The sequence below is a fragment of the Pseudoneobacillus rhizosphaerae genome (genome assembly GCF_917563885.1).
Lineage (GTDB): Bacteria > Bacillota > Bacilli > Bacillales > Cytobacillaceae > Pseudoneobacillus > Pseudoneobacillus rhizosphaerae.
This window is the reverse complement of sequence record NZ_CAKJTG010000007.1, coordinates 75,635-99,873: the sequence shown is the minus strand read 5'-3', so window position 1 is coordinate 99,873 and position 24,239 is coordinate 75,635. Positions and strand designations below refer to the sequence as shown.

At 36.9% G+C, this 24,239-nt stretch carries 23 protein-coding genes; 18 read left to right on the top strand and 5 right to left on the bottom strand.

The window, feature by feature from the left end; genetic code table 11:
• Positions 1-13 precede the first annotated feature (13 nt).
• The 6 genes from LRP83_RS07540 to LRP83_RS07515 all read left to right on the top strand — a co-directional run bounded on the left by LRP83_RS07540 (position 14) and on the right by LRP83_RS07515 (position 6,481).
• Complete coding sequence (locus LRP83_RS07540) at positions 14-1,708, top strand: ABC transporter substrate-binding protein (RefSeq protein WP_230496082.1); 1,695 nt, start codon at positions 14-16, stop codon at positions 1,706-1,708.
• Between the two features lie 71 nt (positions 1,709-1,779).
• Complete coding sequence (locus tag LRP83_RS07535; protein WP_230496081.1) at positions 1,780-2,847, top strand: M24 family metallopeptidase; 1,068 nt, start codon at positions 1,780-1,782, stop codon at positions 2,845-2,847.
• An 18-nt stretch (positions 2,848-2,865) separates the two neighbouring features.
• Positions 2,866-3,915, top strand: a complete 1,050-nt coding sequence (locus tag LRP83_RS07530) for an ABC transporter ATP-binding protein (protein ID WP_230496080.1) — start codon at positions 2,866-2,868, stop codon at positions 3,913-3,915.
• Positions 3,863-4,837: an ABC transporter ATP-binding protein gene (locus tag LRP83_RS07525; protein WP_230496079.1), complete on the top strand. Its 975-nt coding sequence runs from the start codon at positions 3,863-3,865 to the stop codon at positions 4,835-4,837. The genes LRP83_RS07530 and LRP83_RS07525 overlap by 53 nt, the downstream gene beginning before the upstream one ends.
• 12 nt (positions 4,838-4,849) lie before the next feature.
• Positions 4,850-5,992 (top strand): NAD(P)/FAD-dependent oxidoreductase, encoded by a 1,143-nt coding sequence (locus LRP83_RS07520; protein ID WP_230496078.1) that lies wholly within the window; start codon positions 4,850-4,852, stop codon positions 5,990-5,992.
• A 12-nt stretch (positions 5,993-6,004) separates the two neighbouring features.
• Positions 6,005-6,481, top strand: a complete 477-nt coding sequence (locus LRP83_RS07515; RefSeq protein ID WP_230496077.1) for a DUF3830 family protein — start codon at positions 6,005-6,007, stop codon at positions 6,479-6,481.
• 618 nt (positions 6,482-7,099) lie between these two features.
• Here the strand turns inward: LRP83_RS07515 and LRP83_RS07510 are convergent.
• Positions 7,100-8,242, bottom strand: coding sequence for an aminotransferase class V-fold PLP-dependent enzyme (locus LRP83_RS07510; protein ID WP_230496076.1), 1,143 nt, complete (start codon positions 8,240-8,242; stop codon positions 7,100-7,102).
• Positions 8,243-8,271: 29 nt separating this feature from the next.
• Between LRP83_RS07510 and LRP83_RS07505 the strand changes: the two genes are divergently transcribed.
• From LRP83_RS07505 to LRP83_RS07490, 4 genes are all read left to right on the top strand, one after another.
• Positions 8,272-8,970, top strand: a complete 699-nt coding sequence (locus tag LRP83_RS07505) for a Crp/Fnr family transcriptional regulator (protein ID WP_230496075.1) — start codon at positions 8,272-8,274, stop codon at positions 8,968-8,970.
• A 356-nt stretch (positions 8,971-9,326) separates the two neighbouring features.
• Complete coding sequence (locus tag LRP83_RS07500; protein ID WP_230496074.1) at positions 9,327-10,265, top strand: ImmA/IrrE family metallo-endopeptidase; 939 nt, start codon at positions 9,327-9,329, stop codon at positions 10,263-10,265.
• Complete coding sequence (locus tag LRP83_RS07495; RefSeq protein ID WP_230496073.1) at positions 10,262-10,606, top strand: helix-turn-helix domain-containing protein; 345 nt, start codon at positions 10,262-10,264, stop codon at positions 10,604-10,606. The genes LRP83_RS07500 and LRP83_RS07495 overlap by 4 nt, the downstream gene beginning before the upstream one ends.
• 323 nt (positions 10,607-10,929) lie before the next feature.
• The gene (locus LRP83_RS07490) at positions 10,930-12,420 is read left to right on the top strand and encodes a PxKF domain-containing protein (RefSeq protein ID WP_230496072.1); all 1,491 of its coding nucleotides are present in this window, start codon (positions 10,930-10,932) and stop codon (positions 12,418-12,420) included.
• A gap of 591 nt (positions 12,421-13,011) precedes the next feature.
• On the opposite strand, the gene LRP83_RS07485 is transcribed toward LRP83_RS07490, so the two are convergent.
• Together LRP83_RS07485 and LRP83_RS07480 are read right to left on the bottom strand one after the other, a co-directional pair.
• Positions 13,012-14,193 carry a sulfite reductase subunit alpha gene (locus tag LRP83_RS07485; RefSeq protein ID WP_230496071.1) on the bottom strand — a complete coding sequence of 394 codons (1,182 nt, stop codon included), beginning with the start codon at positions 14,191-14,193 and terminating at the stop codon, positions 13,012-13,014.
• A 204-nt stretch (positions 14,194-14,397) separates the two neighbouring features.
• Positions 14,398-15,570, bottom strand: a complete 1,173-nt coding sequence (locus LRP83_RS07480) for an HD-GYP domain-containing protein (RefSeq protein WP_230496070.1) — start codon at positions 15,568-15,570, stop codon at positions 14,398-14,400.
• Positions 15,571-16,014: 444 nt separating this feature from the next.
• On the opposite strand from LRP83_RS07480, the gene LRP83_RS07475 reads away from it, so the two are divergent.
• The 4 genes from LRP83_RS07475 to LRP83_RS07460 all read left to right on the top strand — a co-directional run bounded on the left by LRP83_RS07475 (position 16,015) and on the right by LRP83_RS07460 (position 19,229).
• Positions 16,015-16,401 carry a response regulator gene (locus LRP83_RS07475; RefSeq protein WP_230496069.1) on the top strand — a complete coding sequence of 129 codons (387 nt, stop codon included), beginning with the start codon at positions 16,015-16,017 and terminating at the stop codon, positions 16,399-16,401.
• Positions 16,394-17,305, top strand: a complete 912-nt coding sequence (locus tag LRP83_RS07470; protein WP_230496068.1) for a cyclic di-GMP-binding domain-containing protein, MshE-related — start codon at positions 16,394-16,396, stop codon at positions 17,303-17,305. Before LRP83_RS07475 ends, LRP83_RS07470 begins: the two co-directional genes overlap by 8 nt.
• Positions 17,306-17,950: 645 nt before the next feature.
• Positions 17,951-18,121, top strand: a complete 171-nt coding sequence (locus tag LRP83_RS07465) for an acyltransferase (protein ID WP_230496067.1) — start codon at positions 17,951-17,953, stop codon at positions 18,119-18,121.
• Between the two features lie 406 nt (positions 18,122-18,527).
• A complete protein-coding gene (locus tag LRP83_RS07460; RefSeq protein ID WP_230496066.1) occupies positions 18,528-19,229 on the top strand; it encodes an LPxTATN C-terminal sorting signal domain in 702 nt (233 codons plus the stop codon).
• Positions 19,230-19,370: 141 nt separating this feature from the next.
• Here the strand turns inward: LRP83_RS07460 and srtD are convergent, their stop codons facing one another.
• Together srtD and LRP83_RS07450 are read right to left on the bottom strand one after the other, a co-directional pair.
• On the bottom strand, positions 19,371-19,952 hold the full coding sequence (srtD, locus tag LRP83_RS07455; RefSeq protein WP_290369506.1) for a class D sortase, LPxTATN-specific: 582 nt from the start codon (positions 19,950-19,952) through the stop codon (positions 19,371-19,373).
• 64 nt (positions 19,953-20,016) lie between these two features.
• Entirely contained in the window at positions 20,017-20,352 is a 336-nt protein-coding gene (locus tag LRP83_RS07450) for a helix-turn-helix domain-containing protein (protein WP_230496065.1), read from the bottom strand.
• A 259-nt stretch (positions 20,353-20,611) separates the two neighbouring features.
• Between LRP83_RS07450 and tapA the strand changes: the two genes are divergently transcribed.
• From tapA to LRP83_RS07430, 4 genes are all read left to right on the top strand, one after another.
• Positions 20,612-21,463 (top strand): amyloid fiber anchoring/assembly protein TapA, encoded by an 852-nt coding sequence (gene tapA, locus LRP83_RS07445; protein ID WP_354002331.1) that lies wholly within the window; start codon positions 20,612-20,614, stop codon positions 21,461-21,463.
• Positions 21,464-21,496: 33 nt separating this feature from the next.
• Entirely contained in the window at positions 21,497-22,078 is a 582-nt protein-coding gene (gene sipW, locus LRP83_RS07440) for a signal peptidase I SipW (RefSeq protein WP_230496170.1), read from the top strand.
• 72 nt (positions 22,079-22,150) lie between these two features.
• A complete protein-coding gene (locus tag LRP83_RS07435; RefSeq protein WP_230496064.1) occupies positions 22,151-22,810 on the top strand; it encodes a TasA family protein in 660 nt (219 codons plus the stop codon).
• Between the two features lie 49 nt (positions 22,811-22,859).
• Positions 22,860-24,131 (top strand): TasA family protein, encoded by a 1,272-nt coding sequence (locus tag LRP83_RS07430; RefSeq protein WP_230496063.1) that lies wholly within the window; start codon positions 22,860-22,862, stop codon positions 24,129-24,131.
• The last annotated feature ends 108 nt before the right edge of the window (positions 24,132-24,239 follow it).

Below are 24,239 nucleotides of genomic sequence, written 5' to 3'. Positions count from 1 at the left end.
AGGGGGATTTTAGATGAGAAAATGGAAGTTGATGAGTTTGATTTTCGTAATATTCGTCCTGCTGATTGGCTGTACAGCTAAGGAATCAACTACTCCGAATGAATCAGAAAAAGAGAATGACCCACCGAAGGAAGAGGTTGTGAAAGAGGGAGGGACACTAACCTTTGCTTATAATAGTGAACCTGGTAACCTTAATCCCGTCATTTGGGCGACTACCTCGGATACGAATGTGACCCATATGGTGTTCGATTCACTTGTCATTCCGGATAAGGAATTGAAGATGGTGGGAAGCTTAGCAGAAAATTGGGATGTATCTGAAGATGGCAAAACGTACACCTTTCATCTGAAAAAAGATGTCAACTGGCACGATGGTCAACCTTTCACAGCTAAGGACGTCGAATTTACGTTCACTTCATTAGCAGATGGGACCTATGATGCGGGTGCTTATTGGAGAGTAGAGCCTGTTGTAGGAGTAGAAGAATATAAAGCGGGAACAGCAGATAAAGTGGCTGGAATCGAAGTGGTTGATGATCATACTATCAAATTCACCACAAAGGAACCGTTTGCTCCTTTCATTTCCGGATTATTTATTGGAGTTCTTCCACAACATGTGCTAAATGATGTCAAGCCTGGTGAGTGGGCGAAGCATGAATCAAACCGCGCCCCGGTCGGTACGGGACCTTTCAAATTTGTGAAGTGGGAAACCGGTCAATATATTGAACTGGCTGCAAATAAGGAGTATTTTGGTGGATCTCCAAAGTTAGATCGAGTATTTGTCCGCTTTGGTGATGCGAATACGATGTTAGCGTCGGTATTAAGTAAGGATGTGGACATTGCGCCAGTACCGATTGCGGATACCGCATCAGTGCAATCCCTAGATTATGCAAGTCTTGTTACCCAAACGAACTTAAGTGTTTATTATGTTGGATTTAATTCGAAAAATGATCATTTTAAGGATAAGAAGGTTCGTCAAGCGCTAGCCTATGCAGTCGATAAACAATCTATCGTTCAATCGATCATTGGGGAATATGGAGAAGTTGCGGATGATGTTTTCCCTTCAAAACATTGGTCCCATAATCCTGATCTACCAATCTATAACTTCGATGGCTCAAAATCAGAATCCCTGTTAGAAGAAGCGGGATATCAGAAGAATAGCAAAGGTATTTTTGAGAAGGAAGGTAAGGAGCTTAGCTTTATGATGGAGGTTCCTACTGGGACAAAGGAACGTGAAAAGTCAGCAGTCTTATTAAAGCAAATGTGGGAGAAGGTTGGAGTGAAGGTAGAGCTTCGTTCGCTGGATTTCCCTACTCTCGTAACGAAGCTTCTACCGAAAACAGATGATGGCAAGCAAAGAGAAGTTACGAAGGATGACTATGAAGCTTATATTCTAGGATTCGGAATTGAGGCCGATCCAGATGAGTACCGTAGTTATTTTGGAACGGCTTATATGCCTCCGAATGGGTATAACTTTGTAGGCTACTCCGATCCTACGGTAGATAATTTATTAGAAAAGCAGACGAAGGAAACGGACTTTACCAAACGTCAACAGTTAATCTGGGAAGTTGGTAAAAAGCTTGCGGAGGACGAAATCTGGATTCCACTATATGAGCAAAATTCTCCTTATGTGGTCAATAACCGTGTAACAGGCTTTGAGCCAGACTTTAGAGGTATTTCCTTTAATTCTAAGGATTGGGGAGTTAAAGAATAATAGGAGTTGGAGATAAAGAAGCCATGATGGTTTCTTTATCTCTTCCTTTATAACAGGGGGAGTTCTCTATTATGTTAAATCGATTAACAAAACTACGTAAGTGGATGCAGGAAAAGGAACTATGTGCACTGCTTGTACATAGCTACGAAAATAGACGCTATTTCTCTGGATTCACTGGAAGTAATGGCTATTTACTCATAACAAAGGATCGTTTAGTACTCATTACCGACCAGCGTTACACGCTACAGGCAACAGAGCAAGCTCCTGAATATCAAATTATCACCCATGGTATCGATCCTTTTCATACAATACAACAGGAATTTCATCGAGTGAGCATACAAAATATTGGCTTTGAATCCACCCATTTATCGGTATTCTTATTTGAAAAGCTGAAGGATTTAGCTCCTTCTTTTATTTGGATACCTCTAGCGAACGAGTTTTTAATGATGCGTCGAATAAAGGATGACGCTGAAATAGAAATCATAAGAAATTCAGTAAAAGCAGCTGACCAAGCCTTTAGTGATTTATTACCTCATATCCAGCCTGGGATGACAGAAAAGCAAGTACAAATCGAATTAGAATATTTGATGAGTAAGTATGGAAATGAGGGTCCAGCATTTGGAACGATTGTAGCGGCGGATAAACGGGCAGCTCTACCTCATGCTGTCCCAACGGAAAACATGGTTAAAAATGATCACTTCCTTTTGATCGATTTTGGAATCAAGTTCAAAGGCTATATGTCAGATATGACTAGAACAATTGTAATCGGGAATCCGCCAGAGGAACTTCTTGAACTCTATCAGCTCGTTATGCTGGCCCTTGAAAAATCAATTGAAGCGGTTAGACCTGGTGTGACAGCAAACGAGCTAGACCTTGTCGCTCGAAATGTATTCGAAGAAGCGGGACTAGAGAAATATAGTTTAAGAGGATTGGGGCACGGAGTCGGGTTACAAATCCATGAGAATCCTAGAATTGTCTTAAATGGTGAAGAGGTATTGGAGAAAGGGATGATCTTTACGATTGAACCTGGACTATATATACCTGATCGGGTGGGTGTTCGAATTGAGGATATTGTTCTAGTTACCGATGACGGCTGTGAAGTATTAACCAATACAAAGCGCCATATTCAACTCCACTAAGGAAATAAGGGGGTATTTATGGAAAATCTATTAGAGGTCAAAAACTTAAAAACATCCTTCTTTAGTGATGGCAAGGAGACCCCCGCTGTTGATGGTGTGTCTTTTGAATTGAAGAAGGGTGAAACGTTGGGAATTGTCGGAGAGTCCGGGAGTGGTAAAAGTGTTACTTCCTTATCCATTCTACAATTGATTCAAAAGCCACATGGGAAAATTGTCAATGGCGAGATTCTTTTTAAAAGTCAAAATTTACTAGAGTTGAACGATAAGCAAATTAGAAAAATTCGTGGGAAACATATCTCGATGATCTTTCAAGAACCGATGACCTCGCTTAATCCTGTTTTTACAGTGGGTAATCAAATTATGGAGGTTATGACCTTACACCATGGCGTTTCGATGAGGGAGGCAAAGGTGCAGGCGATAAATATGCTGGAATTAGTCGGCATCCCATCACCTGAAAAGAGGTTTATGCAGTATCCTCATCAGTTATCAGGTGGGATGAGGCAAAGGGTAATGATTGCCATGGCCCTTGCTTGCAACCCTGATCTATTAATAGCGGATGAGCCGACAACCGCCTTAGATGTAACCATTCAAGCACAAATACTAGAATTAATGAAAAATTTGAAGAAGCAATTTGATACTTCTATTCTATTAATTACACATGACTTAGGGGTTGTGTCGGAAGCAGCGGATAATGTAGCTGTTATGTATTTAGGGAGAATTGTTGAATACACCGATGTCGATACATTCTTCGAGGAGCCTAAGCATCCTTATTCTCAAGGTTTGTTAAAATCAATCCCAAGCCTATCGAATCGGGTTGAACGCTTAACGCCGATACAAGGACAGGTTCCTCATCCTTCAGCGATTACACAGGGATGTCGGTTTGCCGGCAGATGTGAGCATGTTCACGATATGTGTATAAGAGAAGAACCTCCATTGATGAGCATTTCCCAGCATCAAATTAGGTGTTGGATGTATTCGGAAAGCTGGAATGATCGGGATAAGGAGGATACTGCTCATGGGAGAGAAGTTGCTGCAGGTCGAGAATCTTCGAAAGTGGTTCACCATTGAAGGAGACACTTGGTTTGCGAAAAATCAAAGTGTTGTTAAAGCGGTAGATGACATTAGTTTTTACATCAATAAGGGAGAGACGCTTGGCTTAGTGGGGGAATCTGGTTGTGGTAAATCGACAGCAGGGCGAGTCATTCTACAGCTGCTCGAGGCAACGGAGGGGGAGATTTTATTAGAAGGTGAAAACCTAGCCGCACTCTCTACTAGACAACTAAAAAACAAACGAAAGGACATGCAGATTGTCTTTCAAGACCCCTATGCCTCCTTAAATCCTAGATTAAAGGTTCGAAAGATTATTGAAGAGCCGATGACGATTCATCTAAAGCTTTCGAAAGAAGAACGGATGGAAAAAGTAAAGCAAATTCTACATGATGTTGGACTAAATGAGGCCTATATGGACCGTTATCCGCATGAGTTTTCTGGTGGCCAAAGACAGCGTATTGGGATTGCAAGAGCGTTAGCTGTCCAGCCTAAGCTCATTATCATGGACGAACCGGTATCTGCACTCGATGTATCCGTTCAGGCACAGGTTTTGAATCTTATTCAAGACCTACAAGCTAAATATGGGCTAACTTATTTATTTATTACTCATAATTTAAGTGTCGTCAAGCATATTTCCAATCGTATTGCCGTTATGTATTTAGGGAGAATTGTTGAAATTGCGAACCGTGATCACTTTTTCGAAGATACGAAACACCCGTATTCTAAGGCTTTAATCTCAGCCATTCCAGAGCCAGGCTCTAAACATCGTAGAGAGAGAATTATTTTAAAAGGAGATTTGCCGAGTCCTGTCAACCCTCCTTCAGGCTGCCACTTTCATACACGTTGTCCATTTGTGATGGAACGTTGTATAACGGAGGTCCCCGACCTTGTGGATGTAGGAGAATCTCACTTTGTAGCGTGCCATCTTCATAATGAATAGAGGAGGATTGTAATGAAGCATTATGATACAGTGATTATTGGAGCAGGAATCATTGGCTGTACGATTGCGTATTTTTTAGCACGAAAGGGATGTACGAATGTTCTCGTTATAGATAAAAATGGAATTGCATCCGATATAACAGGTATTTGCCCAGGCGGTGTCCGTCAACAATGGGGTACAGAAATCAATTGTTTAATGGCCAAGTATTCGACCGAATTTTTTCAAAATATAAATGAATACCTAGAGCCAGAGTACGAAATCAAATTTCGAAATGTCGGTTATCTCTACACTTTTCACTCCGAAGAGGCGATTGAGACTTATAAAAAGAGTATTGCCTTACAAAACCGGTTGGGCATCCCTACTAAATTAATCACCCCAGATCAAACGAAGGAAATTGTGCCAGGTATCAACAGAGAGAGTTTTTTAGCTGCATCCTTTTGTGAAAGTGATGGTTTTGCTGATGATGCTTATCATGTGACGAATAGCTTTGCTAGTGCGGCTAAGCGGTTAGGTGTAACGTTCATTCATGATACAGTTGAGAGAATTGTCGTTGAAAATGGCGTCATCAAAGGAGTTCAATGTCAAAATCAAGGAGCTATTAGTGCAGATCGAGTGGTGAATGCTGCTGGTTTAGGATCGAAAAAAATCGCTGAAACAGCTGGTGTTGATTTACCTATCCAATTCGAAGTGCGCCGGATCCTTTATACCAATCGTGTGGAGGAGCGAGTGCTAGAGCCTTTACTCGTTTCTTTTGAAAAAGGGTTTGCAGCGAAACAATTAACCGATGGGACCATTTACTTAAGTTACTTAGGAAAGGATCTTCAACCACCCTATAACATGTTTGATTTTCAATTAAGAGCAGCGGAGGTAGGAATCGATATCTTCCCACCGTTAGAGCATGTCGTGTTTAAAACACATTTAGATGGTAAGTATGATAGTACTCCTGATCATCAAGCTATATTAGGGGGTGTAGATGGACTAATCGGTTATTACCAAGCTGTGGGGATGAGCGGGCATGGATTCATGATGTCACCCTCCATAGGAGATACGGTATCCTCGGTAATTTTGAGTGAGAGTCCTAGTATTGATATTTCAAGCTTACACTATCGTAGATTCGCAACCAATAAACTCGTCTACGAGCCAAGTGTGGTTTAGGGGGTTATTTCATTGAATCTATTTACCATTACCTTTTTGGATTCGGATGTGACACTCCGTGCGTGTATTTTAGCGGAGAAGGCACCTGCCACGAGTCATGCATTTATTCACTTGTTAAAAGAAGAACCGATACACACGACCGGAAGGCATGCGATGTATACAGGGAAGGAAGTGTCGATTCAATTACCTGTTAGTCGCTGCGAGCTCACACCACTCCATGAACCTGCTAAAGAAAATTTAACTTGCTTTCCACAACCGGGGGACATTTTGTTTACCTTTATGCCGGCCTATGCGTGGGGAGGTATTCCTACTCCTATTTATGATTTTGGGCTTTTCTATGGTAGAGATGCTCGGACGTTTTTCCCAGCCGGATGGATTCCAGGAAACTTATTCGCCAGAATCATTGATGAGGATTTAGAAGAGTTGGAGGAAATCGGTAGGGTTATTCATATGAAGGGCCAACAAAGTATTGTTATCAATAAGGCTTAAGGAGAGGTACTGCCATGTGATGGCGGTACTTTTTTAACGTTCTTCAATCAACCAATCTTTGCCAAAATGCGGAACTAACCAAAAGAGGTGATTTTCTTATGGGAAAATGGCTTAGGCGATTAAATGAGGGTTTTAGGCGATTAAACTCACGAAATAGGCGATTAAATTACCTATTTGGGCGATTAAACCGTACTTTTAGACGATTAAATTTACTGAGGAGGTGATGAGGGGGGGGTTTCTCTTAAAAGAGGGGATTTCAATTTGTCAGGGCCCATTTTTTGCTTTTTTTATAGCATAAATGAGGCTCCGACAGCTAAAAATTGGACTTCTAGCCCAAATTATCTACAATCTAGGATCAATTTCAAATCTTAGCCTCCTCCAATCAGCAAATCTTTACAATAATACAGGAACTACCCAAAAAGAGGTGATTTTCTTCTTAGGAAAAAGGGCTAAGGCGATTAAATGGGGGAGGATGTGTGATAATACCCACAAATAGGTGGTAAATCGTATATAGCGGCTGATCAGTCACGGTCAGATTTATTCGTCAATGAGAATATAAACAATGGTGTTTAACAAACAGAGCCCCGATAGTAAAAAAAGCCAACTTCTATGAAGAAGTTAGCCTTGAGTTTGGAAGCCCTTTAAAGCGGTTAGGGCGTTTTTAATATCCTCTTTTGTATTGTAGATATGAGGGGCAATTCGAATGACATCCTTTCTAGCAGATACAACAAATCCTAGATTTAGCATTTGTTTTTCTACCTGGCTCGCATTTTCCACTAGGATTGCAGTGGTCGGTCCTTTCATTGATACGACTTGGGGACTAGCCATCTCAAACCCCATTTCCTTTGTTAGATCCAATGTGAAGGCGGAAAGTTCATTTAAATAGGCTTCTATTTTTTCGATACCTATTTGGTTAATGAGAGATAAGGCTGCATCAGCCGCATAGGCATTAATAACGGGTGGCGTTCCAGTGTTAAAACGTTGAGTAGCTTGAGCATAATGAAGCTCTTTTAGGTTAAAATCAAAAGGCTTTTCTTGGCCAAACCAGCCGATGGTGGAGGGGGCAAGTTGATCGGCTAGCTCTTTTTTCACGTATAGAAAGGAAATCCCCGGTATCCCAAGTAAGTATTTCTGCATTCCCGTTACTAAAATATCGATATTCATTTCCTTAACATCAATTTTCATACTGCCAGCAGATTGATAGGCATCGACAAATAATAAAGAACCGTATTGGTGGGAGATTCTTGCTAATTCCTTAATATCCTGCTTAAACCCATTATAGTAGGACACGTGGGGCACACACGTTAATATCGTATTCGAATTAATATAATCGTCATAACTTTCGATTGGTATCGTATATTGTTGATGAGGGACATAATTTATTTTGAAGTTCTGTTTAGTTTGTTGAGCTAAAACCGCTTGCCCAATACAGGGAAAATCTAATTCTGTCAGACAAATTTCTTTACCTGATAGTTTAAGAGAATGTAAAAGAGAAGAAATACAATCCGAAACTGATGATAAAATGGCCACTTCTTCAGGCTCACAATTAATTAACTTTGAAAAATTTACCTTAGCAGATTCAACTTTTTCCATCCATAGATTCCACTCCATCCCATACTGAAGCAAACTATCTTTATACGCATCTATTGCATTAAGGACAGTAGTTGAAATCGCACTCTGTGAGCAACTCGACAATACTACTTTATTACTTAATCCTGGGAACATGGAGTAAATCTCGTTAAATTCGAAGTCTTTTATCAAACAAATCTTCCTTCCTAGAGGTGATGAGGTTGAATAGTGAATTAGTACAAGAGTTCAATTTATTAAATCCGTGGTTTGATAACCTTCCGTACGATTGGTCCGTGTTGCTTCAACAGTCTAGTAAGGTAACCTACAAAAAACATGAGTTGATATTTAGACAAAATGAATATGGTGAGTACCTTTATATTATCGAATCAGGAAGAGTCAGATTATTTCTGATTTCTCCTAACGGTGAAGAAAAGGCTCTTTCTATTATTGGTAAAAATGGAGTGATTGGAGAATGCACCCTAAACAGTGACTCTAGATACTCAACGAATGCCATCTCAGCCTCAGAAGTGAGTCTGCGAAAAATCTCGAAAAAGAGCTTTTTAGAATTCATCTCAGAAAAACCACAATATATTTACCAGACTTTAGATCTCTTAACAAAAAAGTACCGTTTACTTTGTACCCAATCCTTGCAACTGAGTTATATGAAATCCCTGCCGAGAGTCTGTGCAGCTTTCATTCAATTGTCCGTTCAATATGGCGAACTTTTTGGAGACAAGGGTATCAAACTAACCATTACCTTCACTCATCAAGAAATGGCCAACCTTCTAGGAACAACAAGAGTTACAATCGCCAAAAACATAAAATGGCTAGAAGAAGAAAAGTACATTGAGAAAAAAGACAAACACTTCATCATTCATAATATTGACGAACTAGCTGAACTAGCAAACGAACAACTATAACCCTATTATAATCTGAAGATTTGGAAAGTGATGTAAACTAGTTAACAATATGCAGAAAAATTCTGGGGGGGCATGGAAGAATGAGAACGGTTCTCATGCCTCATTAAAAGGATAGTTAAGCGTTTAAGAACTTTTATTCTTCCCAATTTAAATCAAAGAATCGCATGTGGTTGAAAGTAATTTCAATCCAGCATGCGATTTTTTTATAATTTGATTAGTAAAAATCTAGTTATTTAGGCAAAAGTGAGGTAAGAGAAGCGTCCCCATGCTTCCCGCGAGATTCGTCGAAGGAAAGATAGGTAGGATAGTAATTAAGCGGTTTATAATGTAAACATAAAGACAAAAGGAGGAGTGAAATGAAGGGATCTAAAATGAAGTATTCGATCCTTTTTTTACCGTTATTAGCCATTTATTTAACCTTTCAGTTTATGAAACTTCCGGAGACATTTACCAATTTCAACATAGCTCTTGTGGTTTTCTTATGTTTCATCTCTATCCTTGAGAGAAGACTTGTGAAGTTTTATACCCCATTATGGTTTTCTTTTTTCATTGTCGTACTTGGCCAACTCATCTTTGATGAGAATTCTATTTTTTATAGTCTGTTTTATTTTGGGACAGGATTTGTTTTTACCATTGTAAAGAAGAGGGGAACGAGTATTCTCAATCACCTCACTACAACCTCAATTGGTATTATTGCCATTATATTAGGAAATGAATATTACAACAGATTTACGGAACAATCGTATATAGATAGATACTTAACCTTTATTTTTCTACTAATATTGAGTATAATTCTAGCAAATTTATATTTTTATTTAGAATTCAATAGAACACAATCCACTTATATGTATACAATTTTGCCTATACTCTTTAAATTAGTGGTTATTTTCCCTATTTTATCATTCTATAATTATTTTAATTTTTTTATGATAACAGTTCTTTTTTTTCTTTATTTATTTTTCCTGAATTTTTGTCGAAAGACTTTATTATCGATTTCCGATACTCATGTTCAGGAATTAATGGATCTCATCAAGCAAAAACATAAAATTGATATTTTGTTCATGGAGCTAGGAGATATAAAAGGGATGTTTTATCCGAAAAAAAGCATCATTGCGATTGACGAGAAGCTAGATTATCCGGAACAGCTACAAACGATTGTCCATGAATATTTGCATTATTATTTAAATAAAAAAGGGAAATCCCATTTTTTATTAGATGAGTTATTGGTTACGATGCTAGAAGGAATAGTTAGTTGGGTCGTCATATTGAAAGTAAAGAAAGGAGTCAACGCATGACTAACTTCTTAGGCGAAGAATTACGGAAAATAAGATTAGAACGCGGTATGAGCTTAGATGATGCAGCCAATCAGATTGGTATAACGAAACAATATTTAAGTATGGTTGAAATAGGGGTGCGTAAATCGGTTTCGTTTGATATAATGGCTAACTTATCTAAATGCTATAATATACCATTAGATTATTTATCCCATTTTATTGAAAGTGATAGTCCAAAGAAACACTTGACTGAAAAAGAGCTGGAGCTTTGGAATATCATCAATAATCAAGTGAAGGAAGAGGTTTATTATAGAAAGGGTAATACACTAAAGAGCCTTTATAACCTTTTTTCAAAGAAATAAAGGCTATTATGAAGCATAAGGAAAGACTATTTTTGTCTACTGTTGTTTACTTTTCACTATTGATTGAACTCACTCTTTGTGGGTTCTTTTTTGATGGATAGAAAATTAAAATCTCCCATGTTACCGCGATTTGGCGATACTTTCATCCTTTCGACAAAGAGCTATCAAACCTTGGAGGTATTTGTCGCTAGGAAAATATACCTATAAACTATAGTTTACGATACTATTATATTACAGGGTTCAGTACCTAAATATGGAAGTGGCCACTGAAATATTCGAGATGTCAATGTCCTGTTGATTTATTTGATAAGAGGAGAGATGAAATGAAGAATCCCTTTTTAAAAGTACTTAGCAAAAAGTCATTACTAAAAATCACAGCTGCCGTTGTCATTTCTGGGTTGATTCCGGTTGGGGCGGTATTAGCACAAGGGGAAATTGTTGCAGAGTTAGTAGCAGAACAAGGTGTTACTCTATCTGGAAGTCCCGGAGATACTATTTGGGTTCCTGTGAACATATACGTTACTCCAAGGGGGACAAACGTAACAAATGCTGTTACAGTTTATGCTAAATTTGAGGGAAAGTCAGCTAAAACAGTGTCTTTCACAGCAAATCAGTTTAATGTAAAAAAACAAGTTCTACTGGAATACACAATCCCAATGACGACTGCAGCGACAGTTTCACCAAGAGTCATAATGACCTCTACAGATATGGCTGGAAATGACCAAGTATCTGATTCAACTGCGGATACTATTACTATTCACGTTATTCAAGACACAACAGCACCAACCATCACATTGACTAACCCAATTAGCGGTTTTTACAATGATAGCAATCTACCAAGCACATTCGAATACAGCTTGGATGAAGATGGAGAAGTGTTTGTTAATGGGGAATCCCATGGTTCTGTTACGGCTGGTTCCCATACCGAATCATTACCATCTCCTACAGAGGGTACAAACACGGTGACTTTAACGGCAAAAGATGCAGCAGGGAACGTAAGTGAAGCAGCAAGCTTTACTTATTTCTACGATACGGTCAATCCAAATGTAACGGCCACACCAGATAGAGCTCCAAATGAAGAAGGTTGGTATAATAAGGATGTCACTGTTTCATTTTCGGCTACTGATGAAGGATCAGGTGTTAATGAGGGAACTATTACTGCAGATGTAACCGTAACGGATGATGGAGAACATGTTGTAACTGGTTCTGCGAGTGATAATGCCGGAAATTCAGGCAGTGCAAGTGTGACGGTTAAACTTGATAAAACAAATCCAGTTATAACCGCTGAAGACGGAGGAATTTATACACTTAACCAACAAGTAGGATGGTCGGCATCCGACTCCTTATCAGGGCTTGCATCTGATGCAACAGGGACAGTTGACACTAGAGCTGTTGGTTCAAAAACACAAACGATTACAGCGACAGATAAGGCTGGTAATATTGTTACAAAGACTATTACTTACTGCGTTGTGTATAATTTTGGGGGTATTCTCCAACCACTTGTTGAAGGGGCCACATACAAAGCAGGTAGTACCATTCCAATGAAATTCCAATTAAAGGATGATGCCGGAGCATTCATTTCGGATGCCATTGCGACCATTACGTATTCAAAGGTTAGTAATAACGTGGCAGGAAGTGAGGTAGTGGCTGTCTCAACTGGCGCTGCTAGCACTGGAAATCAATTTAGATACGATTCTACTGCTAACCAATATATCTTCAATTTAAGCACAAAAGGCATAGCAGCTGGCACTTATCAAGTATCTATTACTCTAAATGACGGCACAACAAAAACGGTTCGATTTAGTTTGAAATAAGAAGGTTCATGGGATGCATGGGGACGGTTCTTGTGTCTCATTAAGGGTATATGTTAAGCGTTTAAAGACTGTATTCTTACCATAGTAAAACAATAAATCGCATGTGGATGAAAGTGATTTCCATCTTAGCATGCGATTTTTTTTATGTTTATTTAGTTAAATGTTAATATTTGACAAAAGCGAAACGTGAGATCCGTACCCGTGCTTCGCTCATGCTCGGCATGTTGCTCTTTGAGGGTGAATTGTTTGTCGAATGTTGATAATTTGGGTAAAACGGTCGATAAGTTGAGGGAATCGGTCGAAAAGTTACCAAAAATGGTTGATAACTACTAAACAATCAAATCATTCGCAACCGCAACTTATAATTTGGTGATACATTAGCCGTTTTGGCCAATGGAACACTCATTTTTTGAAAAATATTTTCTTCCACCAGACAATTCATCCAATTTTTCAGGATTTCATAAAAAAAGAAGCTAAAAACCTTATGGGTTTTAGCTTCTTTTGTAAATTAACTCTTATAGGTATCGATGTGCTTGGCAAAAGTGAGGCACGAGAAACGTCCTCATGCTTCGCTCGCTCCAAAGCCCCTAATTAATAAACGTCGCGCAGGTAGCGGCCTTGCTTCTGAATATCTTTTAGGTGTGCTTCTGCAGCGTCGCGGTCCATAGAACCTTCTGTTTCAATGATTGTGATTAGGGCGTCGTTGACGTCTTTGGCCATGCGTTCTTTATCGCCACAGATGTAGAAGGTTGCGCCGTTTTCCATCCATTCAAATAGTTCTTTGCTGTTTTCAAGCATTTTATGTTGAACGTAGACTTTTTCTTCTCCGTCGCGGGAGAATGCTGTGTCTAGTTTTGTTAGTACTCCGTCTTGCTGATACTTTTCTAATTCCTCTTGATAAAGGAAATCGGATGCAGCATGCTGATCTCCGAAGAATAACCATGAACGGCCAGTTGCTTTGTTTACGGCACGTTCTTGGATAAAGGAACGGAATGGGGCAATACCTGTTCCAGGTCCGACCATAATAATATCTGTTTCATGAGATTCCGGTAGGTGGAAATGCTTATTCGCCTGAATAAAGACTGGAAGTGTATCGCCTTCCGTTACACGTTCTGCACATAAAACAGAGCATACGCCCTTACGATCGCGTCCGTGAGCGGTATAGCGAACAGCGCCAATTGTTAAATGAACTTCACCTGGATTAGCTGCAATGCTACTTGCAATTGAGTAGAGGCGTGGCGTCATTTTTCGTAAAATAGAAACGAATTCTTCAACAGTAGCTTTCCACGGACCGAAATCACGTACCATATCAAGTAAATCGCGACCATAGCAATATTCTTTCAGTTGTGCTGCATTTTCAACCGATAGAAGATTTTGTAGTTCTTCATTTTCAGTAAAGGCAGCTGCCTGTTGTAGTATTTTTTTAGTGATTAATGTGATTTCAAAATAAGTTGTTAAAGCTTCATTCAGAGGAAGTGTCTCACCATTTTTACCAATGGTAACCGCCGTATTTTCATCCCAATGCATTTCTTCTATTAGGGATGCAACCAATTCAGGGTCATTGGAAGGGACAATACCTAGAGCATCGCCAGGCACATAAGAAAGGCCAGATCCATCAAGTGAAAGCTCAATATGTCTAGTTTCTTTACTAGAGCCTTCCCCATTTATGTTTAGGTTTTTTAGGATTTTTGCTTGAAAAGGATTTGTTCTTGAAAATGTTGGAACAATTGCATCCTTTTGGACATCTTTAGGATTTTCCATAGTAGTTGTCATATTAGTTAACCTCCAAAAGTTATATATATAAATAGAATATCATGACAGGTTGAATCCAGATGTGAATTTTATCGCATAATTTGAATGATTTTGTACATTACTCATTATATTATACCTTCGTTCATTTTGAAAATGAAGGAAGGAAAAATTCTTATCGTAAAAGTAACTATTTTTAAATGGGGGAGAGGATTTATTTTTAAAAAATTATTTCCTAGTATCCTTGATTCTTTCCATATATAAGTCCCTAATATTTCCGGTTTCGTCTTTCACCATCGGAAGAACAGGATGATTTAAGTAGTCTTGGAACCCAACAATTACTCCTTTAGGGTAGTTTGGTAATAAGAAAGGTTCATTTAGTTTAAAGATAGTGGTTCGATTTAAAAAGGTTTTGATAATTTGTCTATCAAACATTGTTCCCTTTTGTTCCCAAATGTAGGTAATGGCTGGATAGGAGGCTAGGGTATCTCCTTTTATATAACCTCCAACCAGTTCATCATATTTTTGCGCGATGGCTATAATTCTTCCAAATAAATGAATGTTCCTTGCGCTTTTGCCCGATGGAAAGCCTAAACCGTCTACTCGTTCGTGGTGATCTAGAATACCCATTATCACATTTTTTCTTCTGCAAAATGGAGAATTCGAGATGATTTCCATGGAATCCTTTATATGTGACAATAACATGTCATTACGATTTCCATGATCTAAGTAAAGGACAAAATCAGACTTAGGGTATTTAGTAAATCCAATATCAGCAAACAAGGTTGAAATAAATAAATCCACTAATTCTTCATCCGTTAATTCAAGGGTTAGGCCTAACATTAAGGATATAATAGCGGTATTTTTACTGTGAATCTTGAGTACATCATGATAGTTGATCAATTTAATGTACAGGCTCTCTAATGCTTCTTCCTTTTCTAAGGTTGAAAAAATTAACTCCTTTATCTGTGGAATTCTATTTAGAAGATGTGTTGAATCAAAGAGCCTTTGAAGATTATTCCACAAAGGTGAATGGTGAAATTTGTGGAATGCATTGCTGGTTGAAATCGGATCATTCAGCGCTCTTTCATCTTTATAGTCATTAATCGTTAAGTTTGCCTTTGAATAAGTGGCGAATTGTTGAACAACCATTTCTAAGTCGTTTAAAAAAGATTCATGTTTATAGATGTGGAGATTTTCAAATTCATTTAAATTTGGAGCGTGGGTTACTATGAGAACCTTTAGAGAGGAAGGAAAGTGGTTCTTTATATTAATAAGAATTGAATCGGTAAAGGACTTATACCTGTTTAAAAATAACAAACCATCTGAACGATAAATCGGGTGTAATAAGATTTCGCCAGGTAAAAGTTCTTGAAGCATTTTCGTTTGATAGATCGTCATCTTTATCACTCCATTTATGTTAATAAGGAAGAAAAATGAGAATTCCTTTTCTTAGTTGTTGTATACATATAAGGTTATAATATCATATTATTTGGGACACTATTCGACAATGATTGACAAAATATGTAGGTGAGGCACGGTATAAGGCATCTTACATCCAATATACCACTTTGGATTGAATCTCTAGATCGCAATTCTAATTAAGACCAAACTGCACTATTAATTTTGCTAAATGCTTTAATAGGGTTTATTAAAGACATTTTGGTTGTTTTTTAGGCTGATTTTGTCCTTAAGAGAGATCAACTTGAGTACATAAATGTAAAAAATCCACATTCTTCTCTAATAGAGCCAATTTTTAAAAAATAATAAAAGGAAATTCAGATAGGTATGTAGAACTAGTTATTAGCATATTTCAACATATTTCAGCAAATTGGAGTGGATCATATGGAAAATAATTTGAGAGTTTTAATTTGTGATGATTCTATTTTAATCCGTAAGAAATTAAGAGAGACTTTAGAAATGTTTGGTTGTAAGGAAATTCTTGAGGCTGAAAATGGAAATGTAGCGGTAGAAGTCGTAAAGGCTTCAAACCCAGACCTGATCTTAATGGATATCGTTATGCCTGATAAAGACGGAATTGAAGCATTAAAAGAGATTAAAGAATTGCAACCAAATGCAAAGGTTGTAATGGCTTCATCTGTTGGAACGAATGACCTCTTAAAAAGCGCGATAAAAAATGGAGCTTATGATTTTATCCAAAAACCAATCTCTCATGATGCCGTTCAAAATATCCTTACAAAGGTATTGAAGGAGGGAAGCGTAAATGTTTAGTCAATACTTTGGCCATTATTTATTAAATCATGAATTAATTACAAGAGAACAATTAGCTGATGTACTTGAATACCAAAAATCAGTGCATGTGAAGTTTGGGGTTATCGCAGTAGATGAAGACTTCATGACACCATCCCAAGTTGAGGAAGTACATGAGAAGCAAAAACAGGTGGATAAACGTTTTGGTGAAATTGCCATCGAGCTTGGTTATTTATCTGATGATCAAGTCGAAGTTCTAATCTCTAAGCAAAAGCAAAAACACCTATTTTTGGCCCAAGCTCTTGTGGATCGCGGCTATATGACGATTGAACAATTTAGTCAAGCACTTAATCAATATAAAAAAGAAAATAGTCTGTCTGATGACCAATTTGAAGAGTTGAAGAGTGGAAGTATTGAGGCATTAGTTGAAAATTTACTTGTGGATGACCATAAGTCAATCTATGGAAAGTATGTTACACTTTTTGCTAAAAATGTAATTCGCTTTATTGATGATCAAGTGCATTTAGAAGTTAGTAATGCTGAAGTGGTTCAACAAGATAAGTGGTTAGTTCATCAAGAGATTTTAGGAGAATCACCACTTTTTACAGCCATTACCGCTAACGAGGAAGTATTCCTTCATATCGCTTCCAAGCACGCAGAGGAAGAGCTTACCGAAGTGGACGAGCTCGCCAAAGCATCTGTCAGCGAATTCTTAAACCTTACAAATGGCATTTACTTGGTCAACATGTCCAATTGGGGAGTAGAACTAAATATGAAACCGCAGGCAATTAGCGAAAATGCTAAGGTTTCTGGTGAACTAACATGCATTAAAGTTCACACATCCTTTGGTTCATTCCAATTACTACTCTCAAACCAACCAAACAACATCTCAATCGTTTCAAGTGGTAGTGAATTGTTGGTGTAAGTTGTCATTCTTTATTTAGAAACAATTTTTTTAAACATGAAATTCATACTCGTTATCCTTTATAATAAATAAAAGAATCGCATTCTGGATGAACTATTCATTCGTGATGCGATTCTTTTATTTTAATAGCTACAATTAGTTTTTTGCTTAAACAGGAGAGGCAGGATAACTGTGCTCCCACTCGTAAGGCATGAGAGTCGTCCCCACGCTTCATATTTAAATCTCTTACACAAGTATAGGTGACTTGTTGCCATCAGCCAATTTAATCATATAGATGTGACCTGGTACTGCCTCTATCAACGATTCGTATCCACTTCCACGAATTTATAGACACCATTATAATCCACTGTACCTAAATCATAAATCCCATTTGCTCCTATATTTCCCCCCTCCACTGCGCTTAATTTAGCTGGGGATTTTTTTAGGATTGTTAGGGTATCGTTGAAAAGGGGGAAGAAGGCAACGTAAGAAAGATGAGGGTTTCAACCTACAGACATGAAATGGAGAAAGTAACTAAAAAGAAGTTTTGGTGTGACAGAAAATTCTGTCGAAATAATTTATAGTAACTCTGACAAACTTCGCCTATCTTCACACTCTACTATTTATATATTTAGAATATAGTAAACCACTTTAAGAGGTGAAGACGTGTATTTTAATTCCTTATTAGATGCTTTTTTTGGACCACGTAATATCTTTCACGTTATTGAATGTTCTGTTTGCGGCTTTGATGAAATCTATTATGAAGATAAAGAAACAAAGAAAGTCATCGGAAAGGCGTGCTCTGGCTGCAACTTTGTGCAGAGGTTTGAAAACTGACAGTATACTGGTTAGAAGTATTTGGAATTTTTAAGCAATAAATCTTAGGTGGAAATTGATTATGTTAATAACGAAATGGAGAGTTGATTTCTAAAAGTCAGCTCTCATTTGTATGTATATAGTCACTGTTAATAAGTAGTAATTTCATTATAAAGAACATAATGTTTTGAATGAAAAAGTCAGAAACAATGAGATATAGCTAGAATACGACCGAAAAGATGTTTCATAAATATAAGAAATGAACAAATTTTGTTTTTAAATTTAAATTCATGTCATATAATCAATTTGAGGGTTCGATAAAAAGAACAAATTAGATGTGATAATTATCTTAGTAAAGAAGTAGCTTTAGATGGAGTTTCTTTTTTCTAAACCACATGTTTCAAGTTCCTATAGGAGAGGAGTGTCTATGGTACACAAAAAAATTTCAAAGGGATTTATTTTTTTATTAGTTGTACTCCTTTTTATTTACCCTGCAGAATTAGGATTTGCAGCTGATAATCAAGAAGTAGATATTAATGCAGATCCAGATACTTTCTTGTTTCGGCTAAATAATTTGAAGCCAGGTGATTGGTCTAATAAAATATTAACGATTCAAAATCGAGGGAGACAAGATTTCACCTATAATACTATCGCTTATTTCAAAAGTGGCTCTAAAAAGCTTTATAATGAATTTTTATTAAAAGTACAGGATTCAAGTAGTAGTATTCTGTTTGATGGCAAACTAAAGGACTTCCAAGGATTAACACCTAGATTCTTAAAGTCACTTTATCAAGAAGATTTACTATTCCGTGTTGAATTTCCATTTGAGTTAGGGAACGAATACCAAGGACTAGGCTTTGAAGTGGAGTTTAAGTTTATTGCTGAAGGCTCCTTAAATCCAGACCCAGACCCAGATCCAGACCCAGACCCAGATCCAGACCCAGATGACATTAAACCGCCACGACCGATTGATAAAGATGATCTGAAAAATGATCCAGTTGACGGGCAAATTTTGCCTGAAACAGCAACTAATATGTATAATTTCGTAGTAGTTGGGATACTATTGATTCTTGTTGGTTTGTCCATTAACCATTACCGTAAAAGAAAAAAATATAGTAAATTACTGTGACCAAGAGTAGTAAAATTTACTGTTGGTCTTCTTATGTCCAAGAAGGCTGAAAGTAAACTTGGAGTAAATCTGTTAAATAGAAATTGAACATAAAAAGACCTAAATAGTAAATCCTGCTCTTTTCACAAAAGGTAGGATTAATTATTTAGGTCTATCCACAGGCTTACCAGTAATAATATACCGATCAGGTGCATTTCCAACAAATGAGAATGGATAACAAGTAGTCAAGGTTAGAATTTCCTCTTCTTTCTGTAACGTAATAATACTTCGGTCAGATGCTTTAACGATTTGTGTGTTTGTTATTATATAAGAAAATGTTCCATTTGAAGTTGCAATTTTTAAGATATCCCCTAATTTCAACTCACCTAATCTGCGAAAAACCGTATCACGATGCCCGGATAAGACAATCTGCCCCTTTTCATTCGGAAAGGAAGAGCCTTTGAAATGACCAACACCTTTCTCTAAATCATCTTCATCCGTACCTTCAATGATGGGCAGTTCTTCTTTTAAGCTTGGGAATTTTAAAATACCAACAATATCTCCTGTTAAAGGTTGCTGTTCAGTTAAAGTTTCGTTCAACTTTACTTGATCAGACTTTTTAATAATTTGATAAGCTTCTTTTAAATTCCTTTTTTGCGAAATGTAGGTATGTGTATATTGTATGCTTCCTATTGCAATAAATAACACTCCAGTTAAAACAAGAACTATTGTAAAAAGTTTCAAATAGGTTTTACCTACTTTCTCATAAGATATTTAGTTTCTAATTTTCACGATTTGAATATTAGAGTTATTTTGTTTTTAAATTTCTATATCGAATAAATTCACTTAATTCCTTAAATTCCTCTTTACTCAAACCTTCAACAATAGCTTCTTTAACAAGAACAGTCCAATCAGGATCAAGATATTCTTTAATAGCTACTTGTTCGTTATCATGTCCTAATAAATCATCCACAGAACATTCTAGGCTTTTAGCCAGCTTGGAAAGGAGTTGTAAGGAAGGATTAATCTGTAAATTTCTTTCGATTTGACTAAGATATGATTTTGAAACCCCTGATCTTTTCGCTAGCTCTGTAAGGGAATAATTTTTCTTTTCTCGAAAATATTTAATTCTTAATCCAATCATATAGTAATCTCCTTAATAATTTTTTTATACTCATAGTTCATTATAAAGAACTTTTTGTTCAAAATAAAATAAAAGAAACAGAGCTACAAAGAGCAATAATGAGAAAACGAATGAAAATAGTTCTTTATATAGAGTAAATAACTAAATTTGAGTAGTCTTTTTATTTTTTCTATGTCATATACTCATATTGTTAGTTCGTTAAATAGAACAAGGAGTTGCTAAATAATCATGAAAATAGAGTGTTAGGAAGTGGTGAAAAATCAGACATTCCAGGATAAGAAAATTCAAGAAACGTTATAAAAAAATAATATTTCTTACAAACATTGTAATCCTATGGTGTTTTCTCCTAATAACCATTATGCAATTAAATTCATTTACAAATGCTTCCTTTAATGATGTTGAAGAATTATCTTCTTCATTACATGTAAATTGGCCAGTGGATGAATGGGATAAAAGTTCATTAGATTTTGATAAAGGTTCATTGCAGCGCGGAGGAACATGTAATCCACCTTATATTTTTGCGGAAATTTATAACGATGGCGAGGATATGACATTCTCTACTTGGAGCTGGGAATTGTTTGAAGTAGGAAATGGGAATTTATCCAAAACACCAATTGGACCATCTTTAGATAATGGTGTAGTACCGAAGATACTAAGTGACAAGAAAGGGAAAATTGAGTCATCAGGAACTATTAGTAGTAATGGGAATTATCGTTTTAAGGTAACAAAAACTGAGAGGCCAGGTCAAGATACGATATGGAGTGAAAAAATTGAGATTTCAGGATGTTCATCTGGAAAAGAGAAAAAAGAAAATAGTTTTACTACAGATAATAATAATGAGACATCAGCTGAAACCAAAATGGGGAAAAACGTAGGTTCCGGGAGTAGTCCAAATAATGAAAGTACAACCAATGAAAATAATACAAAAACACAAAAAACAGAGATAGAAACAGAAAGTACTGAAGAGATTAACAATCCTGAGTTAGAAGAAGCTGAGGATATTAAAGAGACTATAAATATTCTAAAAGCACCAGAAAATATAAAAAATTCAAACACAACTGAAGATTTAGAAAGAAAAACAGTTAGTAATAATCTGGATGAAAATGAATGAAAAAAATTGTCCTAAAATCGAAAGGAGAAAATGATGAAAAGAGCAGTAAAAATAACCAGTAATGTTTTATATGTATTAGTCTTTGTTACGTTACTAACTATGACAATAATGGTCATTTCCTCAAGAGCATCAGGCGGAGAACCTGAATTGTTTGGATATCAATTTAAAACTGTATTATCTGGTTCAATGGAACCGACCTTCAAGACAGGGTCCATTATCTTAGTTGAGAAAATAGATAATCCAAAATCGCTAAGTAAAAACGATGTCATTACCTTTAAACAAGATGAAAGAAATATGGTTACTCACAGAATAGTAGAAGTAATAAAACAACCAGAACACGTTCTGTATCGCACTAAAGGTGATAACAACGAAGAGGCCGATTTAAATCCAGTTTTAGCTGAAAATGTTGTTGCGAAATATTCAGGGATCACCATTCCATTCATTGGCTATTTCCTAAAATATGCTAGCAGTCAGATGGGTACAGCTATTTTGTTAATTCTTCCAGGGTTACTACTACTTGGCTATGCTACTATCACAATTCGATCGGTAATTAAAGAAATTGAATCGAGGACAAAAGCAGTCCAAAGTATCGAGCCATCAGAAAAAACAATTTAATTGGTTGAATCTCTTAAAAGAGTTCACATACATACCCGAACGGGTGAGAAATATTCTGAGGAGGAATTTTGAATGAGTATTAAAAAGAAAATGGGCATGGGTATCCTTGCAGGAGCTCTAGGTGTATCGCTTATCGGTGGTGGAACTTGGGCTGCATTCAACGATGTTGAGACAACAAGCAACAGTTTTAATGCTGGTACATTGGATTTAGTTGTTGGTAATACATCTACTATGAACTTCAACATTAGCAATCTTAAGCCTGGTGACTATTTTACTAAGAAACTTGTTCTAACAAACAATGGATCTCTTTCTATTAATGATATCAATGTTCATGCATTGAAATTAGCCGGTTGGTCAGATGTACCAAATGCTGATACAACTGTTGGTACTGTTACTAATACAGAGAATGAATTTTTAAGTCAATTCAATATTGAAATTAAAAAGACTACTGGTGGAGCAGTAGTTTATAACAATACTCTTGCACATTTAGTATCTGGAACTGGTGTGGGCGAGTTAACAGGAACAGCATCAGTTGCACCTGCACCTGCTGTTGTAGGATTGGCCCCAGCTGCAACAATCGAATATGACGTAAAAGTTACTTTCGTTCAAGATTCAACAACATTCAATAATAGTCGACTACATGTTCAAAACAAATACCAAGGTGAGAAATCAAACTTACAATTTGTGTTTGAAGCTACACAAATGCCCGGTGAAACTAGAAACAACGACTAGTAATAATTATTATCACTTATTTGATTTGATTATATAGGAGGAGTAAATAATGAGTATGAAAAAGAAATTAACAATGGGAGCAATGTCAGCTGCACTAGGTTTATCCCTAGTTGCTGGAGGAACTTGGGCCGCATTTAATGATATTGAAGAAGTAACTGCTAGCTTTGCAGCAGGTACATTAAATTTAACATTGGCTGATCTTGTTGGTGATGCTAATAATAATACATTTAAAGTTTCAAATCTAAAACCAGGCGATAAAATGACAAGAACAATTGTATTGAAAAATGATGGTTCTTTAGCTATGAAAGATGTGTTGCTATCAATTGATGGAATTACTTTTACTGATTATGTTCCAACTTCTGGTCAATCTGGATTTGGAGATACCGATACTTATGGAACAAATTCAGCACTTGATTACTTAAGCCAATTTAAAGTTAAGGTAGTAAATGTTGGTGCCCAAGGTGGCGGAGGCTACCCTATTGATATTATTTTACAAGACATTACGTTAGCTGAATTATACTTAGCTACATCTTTAACACCTCCTGCTGGGGCTACACCATTACAAATTGCAAATGCAAAAGCAAAATTAGGCAATACAACATTTGTTAAAGATGGATATTTTGATGATAGCAGAGTCCAAGTTACTCCAAGACCACAAGATTATTCGCCAGAATCTCTAGGTGCACAATATGCAGGAATACCAGTTGGAATTGAACATAGAGTAGCAATTGAAATTGAATTTGCTGAGTACTCAACTAGAGATGCTCGTGGTGTTGAAGAGCAAAACAAATACCAAGGTGACAAAGTTGATGTAACATTCTCTCTAGAAGGTCGACAATGGGATGGTCAAGAAGTAACTGCTTCTGATGTAGACGCTTCAGGTAAAGTAACGACAAATGGATTAGTTAACAACGGTGATCCACTAACTCAACAAGCTGGGTTAACTAATTCTCCTGCTATATACATCTGGGATCAAAACGATACAGAGCAATATGGCCCTTATCCTCCAGGATCAATTAAGCAATACAACATCAACTTCAATACTGGCGTAAAACTGGGTGACTTTAGTTCTGCAGAAGTACATTTCTACGCTGCAAATGGTGATTTCTTAGGGAAGAACAGTGTTAAAGCATCAGCTCTTGCACAATATGCTTCTTCTACAGGCTTAACTGGTTTAATTACGGCTGGAATACACCCTGGAGATACAACAAGTGATTCTTTCTGGAATTATAGTGCATACAATTCAGAAACTGAACTTCCTTCTAAAGCAGTATTCAAATTTGTGAAAAACGGTGTAGAGTACAGCTACTCTTCAAATTAATAGACTTTAATCTTAACAGGTTAATAAAAAGTGTGTTTAACTCCAAGATTTCAATTATAAGACGATGACACAATCTCTATCTTAAACTAATCGTCCCACTTTTCTATT